Here is a 14,216-nt window from a genome sequence, read left to right as displayed (position 1 = left end):
ATTTAAAAATAAGATAAATAATAAAAAATATATTAAAAAATAAATTAACTTATGATATAATACCCTTATAGGGTATATAAGGAGGTATAGTTATGAAAAAGAAATTATTAATAGATGGTATGAGTTGTGGACACTGTGTAAATCATTTAAAAACAGCACTTACAGAAGATATAGAAGGTGTTAAGGTAATAGATGTTAGATTAGAAGATAAATGTGCTATAGTTGATATGAATGAGAATATATCTGAAAATGCATTAAAAGAAGTAATAGAAGAAGTAGGATATGAGTTAAAAGGAATAGAATAATTAACAAAAAAGAACTAGCAATTGCTAGTTCTTTTTTTATTAAAAAAAGACTTCTATTGGGGGAAATAAATAGAAGTCTAAATGGGGGAGATTGAGTATGTTTGATTTTACATTAATAGTATGTCCACACTCAATGAATATATACACTAAAATATATAAAATTAATATAATTTAGTTGTATAACACTATATTATGAAAATTGGCCAAGAATGGAACTCACATTTTTAAAAAAGTTTGAATATAATATAAATAACTAAGGGGGGAGTATCATGGATGAAAGAGGATATAAAGATAATTTAAGAAAATTAATACTTGATATGGCCCAAAAAGAACTTGATAGCTATGTATCTCAAAAAGGAGTTCAAAAATACTTTGATGGAAACGTTGATAAGATAATAAATGAAAATATTAAAAAGTTTAATCAAGGTATAGGGGCAAATAGAGTATATTCAAAAGTATTGAAAAATGGTGCAAATCAAGAAAATATTTCTTCAGTAGCAAGATATATAAAAGCAGAAGAATTATTTAAATCAAAAAATGAATTAGTTAAATTTGCTAAGCATTTAGGTATAAATGTAAACATGAAAAGCTCATATAATCAGATACTACGAAAAGTATCAAATCACATATATTCAAATAGAAATTCATATAGTAAAAGGTATGTTTCATATAAAAGAGGAGAGGAAGAATATATTTTAGAACCAGAAAAGATAAAAACTGATTTAATAGAAAGTTATAAATCTAAAACTAGAAATGACATGAGATCTATAGCTAAGCTATTAAATATTAATGTCAAAGAAGATGATGGTGCAGAAGATATAAGGAAAAAAGTAATAAATTATATTATGAAAGAGAAGCTTTCTAAAAGTAAATAAAATAAGACTTTAAGACGCCAATTTGGCGTCTTTAATTTTTATTTTGGCATATAATATAAAAGAGATCATATGAGGAGATGATGACGTATACGTTTAAAAAATGGATTTATATTAATGGTAGTAGTATCTTTAATCATCATAGCTTATAACATAGAAAAAAGTTTTTTTCCCACTAAAAAAGAACTTAAAGTAGTTACTTATAATATACATAGCGGTTTGAATAAGGATATGTTCCCGACGCTCTTTGACATAATTGATTTTTTGAGAATTTCTAATGCAGATATAATATGTCTTCAAGAAGTTAACGAATCTGCAAAGGCTGGGTTTCAAGTTAGTAGCTTTAAAGATGAGCTAAAAATGTATTCCCACTTTGGAGCTAATGTAGTTGACTTTGGTTTAAATTATGGACTTGTTACATACTCCAAATATCCTATAAAAAGTGAGGATCATATATATCTAAGCAGTGGTAGAGAGCAAAGAGGAATTTTACACACGGTTGTAAATATAGATAGACGAAAGTTAAATATTATAAATGTTCATCTAGGATTAAGCAAAGAGGAGAGAGAAATACAAGTTAAGGAATTAGTAGAATTTATAAAAAAAATAGGCGATGAACCTTATATTGTTGTTGGGGATTTCAATGATGGCAGTATGAATATAGATGAGAGTATTTTAAAAGATGTTGCAAAAGAATTAGATAAAGCTAATGTATTAACCTTTGCAACTGGGTTAGATAGAATAGATTATATATTTGTATCACCTGATATTGAGGTATTAGACTATGAAGTATTAATAAAAAATATGTCAGACCACTATCCAATAATTGCAAAAATAAGGATGTAAGTATAAAATAGTATAAAGTAATATTAATAATTATTTATACTTTAGGAGGATTTAAAAATGAAATTTAGTTTTTGTCATAATAATTTTAATGTTAGAGATTTAGATAAAAGTTTAGAGTTTTATAAGAAGACTTTAAATTTAAAAGAAGTTAAGCGTAAAGAAGCAGAAGATGGAAGCTTTATATTAGTATATTTAGGGGATGGAGTAACTCCACATACACTAGAGTTAACTTGGCTTAGAGATTGGGATAGAGAATATAATTTAGGAGATAATGAATTCCATTTAGCTTTAGAAGTAGATGATTTTGAAGGGGCTCATAAATTACATAAAGAGTTAGACTGTATATGCTATGAAAATACAGCAATGGGAATTTACTTTATAGCAGATCCAGACAATTATTGGATAGAAATATTACCTAAAAAGTATTAAAAGATAGTATTTATATAAACCTTACTTAATGTTGTCACATACCTTTACAATATTATACAAAATGAGTTATTATTAAATTATACCAATAAAAATGGATAATAATGTAATAAAAATATAAAGGGGGAGCTTGAGTATGGTTAAAAAATTAGTTGCAACTTTAGGGATAAGCGCTATGGCCATTTCTATAAATGCTATAGAGGCAAGCGCGATGGAAGCAGGAACTATAACTACAAGTGTATTAAATATAAGAAGTGGACCGAGTACAAATAATTCGATAATTGATAAAGCTTATAAAGGTCAAAATATAGAGATATTAGAATCGAGCAATGGATGGCATAAAGTTAAGTTACCTAATGGCAAAATAGGTTGGGCAAGTGGACAGTATATATCTAAAGGAACTAATAGTAGCTCTGCTAATACATCACTTCAAGGAAAAAAAGGAAAAATCTCTGCAAGTCCAAGACTAAATATAAGAAGTGGAACAGGGGTTAATTATTCAATAGTAGGAAAAGCTAATAATGGAGAGATAGTAGAACTATTAGAAAAATCTAGTAATGGGTGGTTCAAAGTAAAAATGTCAAATGGAGTAATTGGATGGGGAAGCAGTAGTTATATAGTAGAAACTAATCAATCGTCTAATGATTCAAATACAAATACCCAAAATCCATCAACTTCTACACCTATTCAAGGTAAAAGAGGTAAAATAAAGGCTAATCCAAGACTAAATATAAGAAGTGGAGCAGGTACTACTTATTCAGTAATAGGAAATGCTAATAATGGAGATATAGTTGATTTACTAGAAAAATCTAGTAATGGATGGTATAAAATAAAATTACAAAATGGAATAGTAGGATGGGGAAGTGGTGACTATATAGTAGAAACTGCAGAATCATCAAATGATAATTCAAGTAACAATAATAATAACAATAACAATAACAACGATAATACACAAAAACCACCATCTTCTATAGACAAAAGTGCTGTTGTAAATCTTGCATATGGATTGATGGGTAAATCATATAAATGGGGAGCTGAAGGACCGGATAGTTTTGACTGCTCAGGATTTACTCAATATGTTTATAAGCAAGCAGGAGGAAAAAATATACCAAGGGTATCTAGAGATCAAGCTAGATACGGAACAGCTGTTTCTAGAGAGAATTATGCTCCGGGAGACTTAGTAACTTTTGATACTGATGGTGATGGTGAAGTTAACCATGTAGGTATATATGTTGGAAACAATGAATTTATACACTGCAGTGGAACTCCAAGTAAACCAGAGAAAGTAAAGATTGATAATCTAGGGTCATCATATTGGTCAAAGGTACTTAAAGGTGTAAGAAGATTTTAATTAAATAAACTGTGAAACTACATTAGAATATTATATTTTAATGTAGTTTTTTTTATATTTATTCATAAATTTTAATTCTTAAAAATATATATTATTAAGAATATTTTTAGGGGGGACAAACTAATGAATAAGAGAAGAACAATATACAGAGGATTTAATAAAAGACGTAAGACAAAAGTTATTAAAATAGCGGCTATTGGTATGAGTATATGTTTGATAGGGGGATATGCATATATAAAAGCTAAAGATATGAAAATATTTACAAAATTAAGTAGTAAAGTATCATTACTAACTGATAAAATACCATCTTTTAGTTTAGATAATTTTAAATTTGAAAAGCCTAAAGTTACTAGTTCTGGTGATATATCTAAAGAATTAGAAGCTATTCAAAAGGAAAAAAGTAAAGAAATAGAGAATAAAAATGAAAAAGTTGAAAAACAAAGTCAATCAGAAGTAAGCGAAGATATTAAATTAGCAATTATAGAAGGATGGAATTTACATACAGTTCAGGTTGCTTCAGTAGAAAATGATAATGATATTCCCAAAATAGAAAAGCAATTAACTGATAATAAAATACCATTTTCAGTAGTAGAAATAGATGGGTTAAAAAAAGTACAAACATATGCATTTTTTGATCAAGAAAGTACACGAAGTCATATGGATGAAGTTAAAAAAGTATTCCAAGATGCATTTTTATCTCAAATGAAAGTTCCATTGCTGTCATTGGAATATACTAATAAATATTCATATGTAGAAGACATATCAAAACAATTAAATAATTTAATTTCTAATTTTAAAGAAGAGTCTAAATTCTGGGCATCAAATAAAGAAAAAGTGGATTTATCAGAGTATAACAATATATTAACAAGTAGAAGGAAAATAATAGAAGATATTAAGAAGGAAACTGATAAAATAGACTATTCGAATATGGATGTATTTAAACAAAATTTAGTTAAATATTTAAATGATATGGATGAAAAAATTACGATGGCATCAAAGGCCGCTAATGAACAAAACTATTATGTAAGTGAAAGTTTATACTTATCATCTATGCAAGGATATTTTTCATTTATAAACTCTATAAATAAGGCTTAGAAAAGGTTGTTTTTTAACAGCCTTTTTTCTTTAAACAATTAAATAAAATAATTGAAAGATGGATAAAATTTTAACAATAGTTAAGTTTTACCAATATGTATAGTATACTTATATAAAGTAGAATAAATTTATTTTATCTATAATAAGGGGGCAAAAAATGAAATTATTAACTTTTAAAGGAGGAACACATCCTCCAGAAAAAAAGGATTATTCAAGTCAAAAACCACTTCAAAAGGCAGACAATCCTAAAATTGTATATATACCACTACAACAACATATAGGTGCTCCTGCTAAAGTTATTGTAAATGTAGGAGACCAAGTAAAGATGGGCCAAAAGATAGGTGAACAGCAAGGATTTGTTTCTTGTAATGTACATTCTTCAGTATCTGGAAAAGTTATAGGAATAAAAGAGCATGAACTTCCTGGAGGCCATGGTGTATGTATAGCTATAGAAAACGATTTCAAGGAAGAGTTACATGAGAGTATAAAACCTAAAGGAAAACTAGAAAACCTAACAAAAGAAGACATAGTAAATATTGTAAAAGAGGCAGGAATTGTTGGTATGGGAGGAGCAACATTCCCTACTCATGTAAAAATATCACCACCACCAGATAAAAAAATTGATGTAGTAATACTAAACGGGGCAGAATGCGAACCATACTTAACGGCAGATCACAGACTTATGTTAGAAAATCCAGAAGATGTTTTATTTGGGCTTAAAGTACTAATGAAAGCCTTAGATGTTAAAAAAGGATATGTGGCAGTAGAAAATAATAAGCCAGATGCATTAGAAATATTGCAAAAATCCGCTCAAAAATATGAAGATATTGATATTATAGGACTTCAAGTAAAGTACCCACAGGGAGCAGAAAAACAACTTATTTATGCTTGTACAGGAAGAGAAGTACCATCAGGTGGTTTACCTATGGATGCAGGTGCAGTAGTTAATAATGTTGCAACAGCTGCTCAAATTGCAAGGACAATACAAACTGGGTTGCCATTAATAGATAGAATTACAACAATAACAGGAAGTTGTATAAAAGAACCTAAAAATCTTGTAGTCAAAGTTGGTACTTTAGTATCAGAGATAATAGAACAATGCGCAGGATTAAAAGAAGGTAAAAAAGTAGGCAAATTTATAATGGGTGGGCCTATGATGGGGATAGCTCAGTATACAATGAACATTCCTATAAATAAAGGATCTTCAGGAATATTATGTTTAGATGAAGAAGAGTCAAAAACTCCAAAACAACAAAATTGTTTAAGATGTGGAAGATGTGTGGATGTATGTCCAGCATTTTTACAACCACTTTACATAAGTGCATATTCACTAAAAAATGATTTTGAAAAATCTGGCGAGTACAGAGCTCTAGATTGTATAGAGTGTGGATCATGTTCATTTGTATGCCCAGCAAGAAGGCAATTACTTCAATCAATAAGAAATGCTAAAAGAGAAATAATAGCAAGTAAAAGGAAATAATGGAGATTAGGGGGACAGTTTATGGATAATAAGTTTATAGTATCATCTTCTCCTCACGTGAGAAGTAGTGAAGATACCTCGTATATAATGAAACAAGTTATAATAGCACTTACACCAGCTGCATTAGCAGGTTTATACTTTTTCAGATTAAATGCATTAAGTGTCATGTTTTTCTGTATACTTGGCGCAGTGGGATCAGAATATTTATATCAAAAAATAAGTAAGCAAGAAAGTACAATAGGAGATTACTCAGCCGTAGTTACAGGTTTATTACTAGCTTTTAATGTTCCTGCATCACTTCCATGGTGGATGTGTTTAATGGGATCTGCTTTTGCAATAGTAGTAGTTAAAATGGTATTTGGAGGAATAGGTCATAACTTTATGAATCCAGCCTTAACCGCTAGAATTTTCTTATTAGCATCTTTTCCAGTTGCAATGACTGCATGGACTAAAACAGGTGTTAACTGGATAGGTTCTACAGACTTAGATGCAATAACTACAGCTACACCTCTTAGTTTTTTAAAAGAAGGTCCAGCAGGTTTATCCGCTCTTTATGATAGTGGAACAAACTTGACGGATATGATTATAGGTAATATAGGAGGATGTATTGGAGAGACATCAGCAATACTTATAATAATAGGTGGAGCTTATTTGATTTATAAAGGCATAATAAATTATGTAATACCTCTATTTTACATATTAACAGTACTAATATTATCCTTTGTATTAGGTGGATTTAGTATTGAATTTGCAATGTATCAATTATTTGCAGGAGGTCTTATGATAGGGGCATTTTTTATGCTAACGGACTATACTACTTCTCCTATGACAATAAAAGGGCAGATAATTTATGCATTTATAGCTGGTCTTATAACAACTGTAATAAGATTATATGGAGGATACCCCGAAGGAGTATCATACTCAATAGTAATAGTTAATGTAATTACTCCTCTTATAGATAAATATGTTAAAAATAGAGTCTTTGGGGAGGTATCTAAATAATGAAAAATATAGTTAAGTTAGGAATTACTTTATTTATTATTTGTGCAGTAGCAGCATTAGCTCTTGGAATAACTAATGATGTTACAGCCCCAATTATAGAGGAGAGAAATATACAAGCTAACAATGAATCAAGAAAAATAGTATTAGAAAGCGCAAAAGAATTTAAATTAATAGATAATCTAAAAAGTGAATTAGTAGAAGAAGTATACGAAGGAAGTAATGGGTCTGATACAGTAGGATATACAATGAAAACTAAGCCTAAGGGATATGGAGGGGAAATGGAAGTTATAGTTGGTATATCTATAGATGGGAAGATAACAGGTGTTAATATAGGAACTAACTCTGAAACTCCTGGACTTGGATCTAAAGCATCAGAACCAGAATTTAAAAATCAATATAATGATAAATCAACAGATAATCAAATAAATGTAGTAAAAGGAAAAGCTTCAAGCGAATCAGATATAGTTGCAATATCTGGAGCAACTATATCATCTAAAGCTGTAACGTCTGGAGTTAATGCTGCAATAGACTTATTTAATGAAGAACTAAGTAATAAGGAGGGAAAATAAGCTATGAAGTTAGGAAAAGTATTTAAAAATGGATTGATAAATGAAAATCCAGTACTCGTTCAAGTTATAGGAATGTGTCCTACTCTAGCAGTAACAACATCAGCTATGAATGGATTAGGCATGGGACTCTCCACAACTGCAGTTTTAGTTTGTTCTAATATAGTAATATCTTTAATGAGAAAAATAATACCAGATAAAATAAGAATACCTTCATTTATAGTAGTTATAGCTACTTTTGTTACAATTGTAGGAATGCTTTTAAAAGCCTTTCTTCCTGCTCTTGATAAAGCACTTGGATTATTTATACCTTTAATAGTTGTTAACTGTTTAATATTAGCTAGAGCGGAGAGTTTTGCTTCAAAGAATGGTCCTTTAGAATCAGCAGTAGATGGTTTAGGTATGGGATTTGGATTTAGTTTATCTCTTACAGTATTAGGGATAATAAGAGAAATTCTTGGAAGCGGTAGTATATTTGGATTTAGCTTATTTGGAGCGTCTTTTGAGCCAATATTATTATTTATATTACCACCAGGGGCATTTTTAACATTAGGATTTTTATTAGCTGGATTTAATAAAATAAAAAATAAAAAAGCATAAGGAGGGGAGCAAATGAAGTTAATACTTTTATTTTTAAGTATAGTTTTAGTTAACAACGTTATAATGTCTCAGTTTATGGGAATATGTCCTTTCTTAGGAGTATCTAAAAAGGTGGATACTGCCGTTGGAATGGGATTTGCAGTTACTTTCGTTTTAACATTAGCATCAGTAATAACATATTTTATACAAAATTTACTAGAAGTGACAGGGAATGAATTTTTACAAACAATAGCTTTTATATTAGTAATAGCATCTATAGTTCAGTTTGTTGAAATGGTAATCCAAAAAATGAGTCCATCGCTATATCAAGCACTAGGTGTTTTTCTACCTTTAATAACTACAAACTGTGCAGTATTAGGTATAGCATTAGTTAATGTTCAAGAAGGTTACAGCTTAGTGGAAACTATAGTAAATGGATTTGGAGCGGGAGTAGGATTTACATTAGCAATAGTTTTATTTGCTGGAATAAGAGAAAGATTAGAGTTATCTGACATACCAGAATCGTTTAAAGGGTTTCCTATAACTTTAATATCAGCAAGTTTAATGTCTATGGCTTTTTTAGGATTTGCAGGCCTTATAAATTTATAAACAGGGGGGGGGAGAAGTAAGTGTCTATAATTAGTTCAATTGCAGTGTTAGGTGGCTTAGGTCTGACCTTCGGAGCGATTTTAGCATATGCTTCAAAAAAGTTTGCAGTAGAAATAGATGAGAGAGTAGAAAAAATTATGGTAGTTCTTCCAGGTGCAAACTGTGGAGGATGTGGATTTCCTGGATGCGGAGGTTTGGCAAGTGCTATAGTAAATGGAGATGCTCCTGTAAATGGATGCCCAGTAGGTGGAGCAGATTGTACATCTAAAATAGGAGAAATAATGGGTATTAGTGCAGATGTCTCAGAGAAGAAAGTTGCAAAAGTAATTTGTAAAGGTAACTGTAAAACTTCAAAAGATAAGTACAAATACGAAGGAATATCAGATTGTAGAGCTGCTGCAACCTTAAATTCAGGTGCTAAGTCTTGTGAATTTGGATGTTTAGGACTAGGAACATGTAAAGATGTATGTAAGTTTGATGCTATAACTATAATAGATAATATAGCTGTAATAGATGAAGAAAAATGTGTTATGTGTGGAAAGTGCATAGAAGTCTGTCCAAAGAAAGTAATATCTATAAAACCTTTTAACCAAGATATAGTAGTTGAATGTAATAGTAAAGATTTTGGTAAGGCTGTTAAGGAAAAATGTAGCGTAGGGTGTATAGGATGTGGAATTTGCTATAAATCTTGCAAATTTGATGCAATAGAATTTGAAAATAAAATTGCAAAGATAAATTATGATAAATGTGTAGGTTGTATGGTGTGCGTTGAAAAATGCCCAACAAAAGTTATAAAAGGAAATATAAATAAAAGACAAAAAGTGAAAATTGATGAATCTCTTTGTATAGGTTGTACAATTTGTAAGAAACAATGCAAATTTGATGCAATAAGTGGTGAATTGAAAGAAAAGCACATAATTGATAAAGATAAGTGTGTAGGATGTCATTTATGTATTCAAAAATGCCCCAAAAAGGCTATTAAAACTATATAATATGGATAAGATAAAGGTATGGATTTTCCATACCTTTTTTTATATATAGGTATTATAAATATATAAATTGAGCAATAATTAAATATATATGGATTATACTGGGAATTAAACTTAAATTTATATTTTTAAATGTATATTAAAATTATAAAACCAAAATTATTAAAGCTTTACAAAAAACTGCAATTAAATGCTGAAAAATAACAATAGTGTAATAAAAACGTTCGACATTTGTGTTGAATTTTTTACAATATAATGATAGACTAAATAAGTACAAATTCTAAGTAACAAATGAGGTGAATAAATGAATATAATCTTAGCATCAGCATCTCCTAGAAGGAAGGAAATTCTAGGTAATACAAAGGTCAAATTTGACGTAATAAAAAGTGAAATAGACGAGGTTATATTAGAAGAAGAAGCACCTACACAAGCAGTTATGAGGCTTGCGTTTGAGAAGTGTATAGATATAGCATCTAAGAATAAAAATAGCTTAGTTATAGGCGCAGATACTATTGTAGTTTTAGATAATACTATATTAGGAAAGCCTAAGGATAAAGAAGATGCAATTGATATGATAGAAAGATTATCAGGCAGATGGCATCAAGTTATAACAGGAATAAGTCTAATAAATTTAGATGCAGATAAAAAAATAATTGATTATGTAGTTAGTAATGTTAAGTTTAAAGAATTATCACATGAGGACATAATAGATTATATACAAACTAATGAATCTTTAGATAAGGCAGGAGCTTATGGGATTCAGGGATATGGAGCATTATTAGTTGAAGAAATTCAAGGTGATTACTTTAATATAGTAGGACTTCCCATATCTAGGCTAAGTGATTTATTAAAGAAACATTTTAGTATAAATCTTTTTATGGAGGGTGATGAAGCTTAAAATGCCTTTGAATTTACAAATGACAGTAAAAGAAATGGCAGCTGATGAAAGACCTAGAGAAAAAATGCTTGCAAAAGGAGAAAAAAGTTTATCCAATGCAGAATTATTAGCAATTTTACTTAGGACAGGCACAAAACATAAAAATGCTATTGAATTAGCTAACTATATTATAAGTAAGGATTTACAAGGATTAAGATATCTACAAGATATGACTATAGAAGAATTATGTGAAATAGACGGAATAGGACTATCTAAGGCAACCATGATAAAGGCGGCACTAGAATTAGGCATTAGAGTTGCAAGTGTTAAACCGAAGACATACAAGGTGAAAAATCCTTGGGATATATATAAGTATTATATGGACAGTTTAAGATATCAAAAAAAAGAGGTTTTTAAGGTAGTTCTTTTAAATACAAAAAATGAAATAATATCGGATATAGATGTATCTATAGGAACTCTAAATTCATCATTGGTTCATCCGAGAGAAGTGTTTAGAGAAGCGATAAAAAGAAGTACAAATAAAATAATTCTAATGCATAACCATCCATCGGGAAGTATAGAGCCTTCTAAAGAAGATAAAAATATTACTTCAAGGCTTATAAAATGTGGAGAAATAATAGGTATTGAAGTTATTGACCATATAATAATAGGAGATGGATTATACTTTAGTTTTAAAGAAAATATGATAATTTGATTTGATAGAGTGGAAGGAGCAACAAAATGGCTAAGGAAAAAAAAGAGAAAAAAGGATTCATGTCTATGCTTGGATTAAAGAAGATGACTAAGGATATGGGTATAGATTTAGGTACAGCAAATACATTAGTTTATATAAAAGGGCAAGGAATAGTAGTAAGAGAACCATCTGTTGTAGCAATAAGAGATGATAGTAAAGAAGTTTTAGCAGTTGGAGAAGAAGCTAAAAGAATGATAGGTAGAACACCAGGTAATATAGTAGCTATAAGACCTATGAAAGATGGGGTTATAGCTGATTTTGATGTTACTCAATCAATGCTTAGCTACTTTATACAAAAGGCTGCGGCTAAAAAAGGAGTTGTAAGTCCAAGAATAGCAATATGTGTCCCATTTGGAGTTACAGAAGTTGAAAAGAGAGCTATAGAAGAAGCTGCAAGACAAGCAGGAGCTAGAGATGCTTATCTTATAGAAGAGCCAATGGCGGCAGCTATAGGAGCTGGATTAAGAGTTGAGGAACCAGAAGGTAATATGGTAGTAGATATCGGTGGAGGTACTACAGAAATAGCTATAATATCTTTAGGTGGTATAGTTACTGCAAAATCTATCAGAATAGGTGGAGATGAGTTTGATGAGTCTATAGTAAGTTATGTTAAAAAAGAATATAACTTAGCTATAGGTGAAAGAACAGCAGAAGACGTTAAGATAAATATAGGTTCAACTTTCAAAGATGACCAAGAAACTAATATGCAAATAAGAGGTAGAGATTTAATATCAGGTCTTCCTAAAACAGTAGAAATAAATTCTACAGAAGTTAGAGGTGCTTTAAAAGAACCAATAAACTCAATAGTAGATGCAATAAAATCAACTTTAGAAAAAACACCGCCAGAATTAGCATCAGATATAATGGAAAATGGAATAATGCTAACTGGAGGGGGAGCATTACTTAGAGGCCTTGATAAGTTAGTTAAGCAGGAAACAGGAATGCCAGTACAAATAGCTGAAGACCCACTAGATTGTGTTGCCTTAGGAACAGGAAAATCAGTTGAAGATCAAGAAATATTTGAAAAAGTATTAATGATGAACGCTAGAAAGTAATTAAAAGTTGGTGATACCTTTGAGATTCGATAAGAATAGAAAAGACAAAAAGAGGATTAACATTAAAGTGATAGCAACTGGGGTAGTTGCTATCACTTTAATTGGAATTGTAGGAATATCAATAGGCAAATTTGCTGGCCAAAATCCTGTTGGGCCAGGAAAAGTATTGGATGGAATAACAGCAATAGAAGGAAATTTAAATAAAGGTTTTGTATTTTTACAAGACAATTTAAAAGAATTATTAAATTACAAAAAAAATGCTGATGACTTAGAAAGTATGAAAAAAGAAAACGATGACTTAAAGAAAGAAATAATAGCATTAAACAATAAAATATCAGATACACAGTCACTAGAAAGTTTAAAAAAATCTTTGAATTTTATAGACGAGTCTTATAAAGCTAAAAGCATATCAGCAAGTGTTGTAGGTAAAAATGATGGGAACTGGTATAACAGTTTTGTAATAGGAGCTGGAAAAAAACAAGGTGTAAAAAAAGATAGTATTGTAATGAATGGAAGTGGATTAGTTGGTAAAGTATATGAAGTTTCTGATAACTACAGTAAAGCAATTTCTTTATTAGATACTAAATCATCAGTTAGTTTTAAACTAAAAGATAGCAACGCTAAAGGTGTTATAACTCAAAATTCAACATTAGAAGATAAGGAAAATTATAAAAATAAAGGTCAATTACATGGATACATGTTTGAGACAACGGATAAAGTTTTACCAGGGGATGTGCTAGTAACATCAGGTTTAGGACTATACCCAGAAGGTATACCTGTAGGTGAAGTGGATAAAGTAATAGATGACAAAAATAAATCTATGAAATTTGTAATTGTAAAACCTTACGCAGATTTTAAAAATATAGATGACGTTACTATTATAGAACCGAGAAATATAGGATAAAGGAGACTAATGATTATGAAAAGAGTTTTACTTTGTCTTTTGGGGATATTATTAGTGATAATAGAAAATAGCATTACAAATTATATAGATATATTCGGTATGAGTTTTAATATAGTTATTATATATATGACTATTATAGCACTATACTTAGATGAATTAGAAGTCGGTATTATAGGCGCTATAATTGGTTTAGTGAAAGATATAACTGTTGGAGCTATATTTGGAGTTAATGGACTTATTTTATTTGCAATAGCTTATGGAATTAGTCATTTAAAAAATAAAATTTATAAAGAAAGTAATATTACTATATTTGCACTAGTATTTATAACTAGCTTATTTGACTCTATGGTAAATATTGCAACAGCTAGTCAAGTATATAATACTTATGGAATAGTGACAATGATTTCTAAGGGAATTTTAATTGCACCGTTGTGTAATAGTTTACTTAGTATAGTTTTATATAACATGTCAAAAAAATATATATTAAAACTTAAAGAAGATTAGTG

Annotated in this window: 17 protein-coding genes; all 17 read left to right on the top strand. The window is 29.7% G+C overall.

Going from position 1 to position 14,216, the window contains the following annotated elements; all coding sequences use genetic code 11:
* Positions 1 to 92: 92 nt before the first annotated feature.
* On the top strand, positions 93 to 305 hold the full coding sequence (locus tag JNUCC81_RS14820) for a heavy-metal-associated domain-containing protein (RefSeq protein WP_454094179.1): 213 nt from the start codon (positions 93 to 95) through the stop codon (positions 303 to 305).
* 269 nt (positions 306 to 574) lie between these two features.
* Positions 575 to 1,180: a hypothetical protein gene (locus tag JNUCC81_RS14815; protein ID WP_454094178.1), complete on the top strand. Its 606-nt coding sequence runs from the start codon at positions 575 to 577 to the stop codon at positions 1,178 to 1,180.
* Positions 1,181 to 1,294: 114 nt separating this feature from the next.
* Positions 1,295 to 2,023, top strand: a complete 729-nt coding sequence (locus tag JNUCC81_RS14810; RefSeq protein WP_454094177.1) for an endonuclease/exonuclease/phosphatase family protein — start codon at positions 1,295 to 1,297, stop codon at positions 2,021 to 2,023.
* A gap of 57 nt (positions 2,024 to 2,080) precedes the next feature.
* Positions 2,081 to 2,452, top strand: a complete 372-nt coding sequence (locus JNUCC81_RS14805; RefSeq protein ID WP_454094176.1) for a VOC family protein — start codon at positions 2,081 to 2,083, stop codon at positions 2,450 to 2,452.
* Between the two features lie 133 nt (positions 2,453 to 2,585).
* Positions 2,586 to 3,800, top strand: a complete 1,215-nt coding sequence (locus tag JNUCC81_RS14800; protein ID WP_454094175.1) for a C40 family peptidase — start codon at positions 2,586 to 2,588, stop codon at positions 3,798 to 3,800.
* Between the two features lie 123 nt (positions 3,801 to 3,923).
* On the top strand, positions 3,924 to 4,895 hold the full coding sequence (locus JNUCC81_RS14795) for a hypothetical protein (protein WP_454094174.1): 972 nt from the start codon (positions 3,924 to 3,926) through the stop codon (positions 4,893 to 4,895).
* 157 nt (positions 4,896 to 5,052) lie between these two features.
* Positions 5,053 to 6,375, top strand: a complete 1,323-nt coding sequence (rsxC, locus tag JNUCC81_RS14790) for an electron transport complex subunit RsxC (RefSeq protein ID WP_454094173.1) — start codon at positions 5,053 to 5,055, stop codon at positions 6,373 to 6,375.
* A 21-nt stretch (positions 6,376 to 6,396) separates the two neighbouring features.
* Positions 6,397 to 7,377, top strand: a complete 981-nt coding sequence (locus JNUCC81_RS14785; protein WP_454094172.1) for an RnfABCDGE type electron transport complex subunit D — start codon at positions 6,397 to 6,399, stop codon at positions 7,375 to 7,377.
* Positions 7,377 to 7,946: an RnfABCDGE type electron transport complex subunit G gene (locus JNUCC81_RS14780; protein WP_454094171.1), complete on the top strand. Its 570-nt coding sequence runs from the start codon at positions 7,377 to 7,379 to the stop codon at positions 7,944 to 7,946. Before JNUCC81_RS14785 ends, JNUCC81_RS14780 begins: the two co-directional genes overlap by 1 nt.
* 3 nt (positions 7,947 to 7,949) lie before the next feature.
* Positions 7,950 to 8,543, top strand: coding sequence for an electron transport complex subunit RsxE (gene rsxE, locus JNUCC81_RS14775; protein ID WP_208334240.1), 594 nt, complete (start codon positions 7,950 to 7,952; stop codon positions 8,541 to 8,543).
* 12 nt (positions 8,544 to 8,555) lie between these two features.
* Positions 8,556 to 9,131, top strand: a complete 576-nt coding sequence (gene rsxA / locus JNUCC81_RS14770) for an electron transport complex subunit RsxA (protein WP_208334239.1) — start codon at positions 8,556 to 8,558, stop codon at positions 9,129 to 9,131.
* 20 nt (positions 9,132 to 9,151) lie between these two features.
* On the top strand, positions 9,152 to 10,123 hold the full coding sequence (locus JNUCC81_RS14765; RefSeq protein ID WP_454094170.1) for an RnfABCDGE type electron transport complex subunit B: 972 nt from the start codon (positions 9,152 to 9,154) through the stop codon (positions 10,121 to 10,123).
* Between the two features lie 301 nt (positions 10,124 to 10,424).
* Positions 10,425 to 11,018 carry a Maf family protein gene (locus JNUCC81_RS14760; protein ID WP_208334237.1) on the top strand — a complete coding sequence of 198 codons (594 nt, stop codon included), beginning with the start codon at positions 10,425 to 10,427 and terminating at the stop codon, positions 11,016 to 11,018.
* A 34-nt stretch (positions 11,019 to 11,052) separates the two neighbouring features.
* On the top strand, positions 11,053 to 11,712 hold the full coding sequence (gene radC / locus JNUCC81_RS14755; RefSeq protein WP_454096405.1) for a RadC family protein: 660 nt from the start codon (positions 11,053 to 11,055) through the stop codon (positions 11,710 to 11,712).
* A 26-nt stretch (positions 11,713 to 11,738) separates the two neighbouring features.
* The gene (locus JNUCC81_RS14750) at positions 11,739 to 12,806 is read left to right on the top strand and encodes a rod shape-determining protein (RefSeq protein ID WP_454094169.1); all 1,068 of its coding nucleotides are present in this window, start codon (positions 11,739 to 11,741) and stop codon (positions 12,804 to 12,806) included.
* A gap of 10 nt (positions 12,807 to 12,816) precedes the next feature.
* The gene (mreC, locus tag JNUCC81_RS14745) at positions 12,817 to 13,710 is read left to right on the top strand and encodes a rod shape-determining protein MreC (RefSeq protein WP_454094168.1); all 894 of its coding nucleotides are present in this window, start codon (positions 12,817 to 12,819) and stop codon (positions 13,708 to 13,710) included.
* A gap of 15 nt (positions 13,711 to 13,725) precedes the next feature.
* Positions 13,726 to 14,214, top strand: coding sequence for a rod shape-determining protein MreD (gene mreD, locus JNUCC81_RS14740; protein WP_454094167.1), 489 nt, complete (start codon positions 13,726 to 13,728; stop codon positions 14,212 to 14,214).
* Positions 14,215 to 14,216: the final 2 nt, after the last annotated feature.

Source organism: Faecalimicrobium sp. JNUCC 81 (genome assembly GCF_053667625.1).
This window is presented reverse-complemented; position numbering and strand designations above follow the sequence as displayed.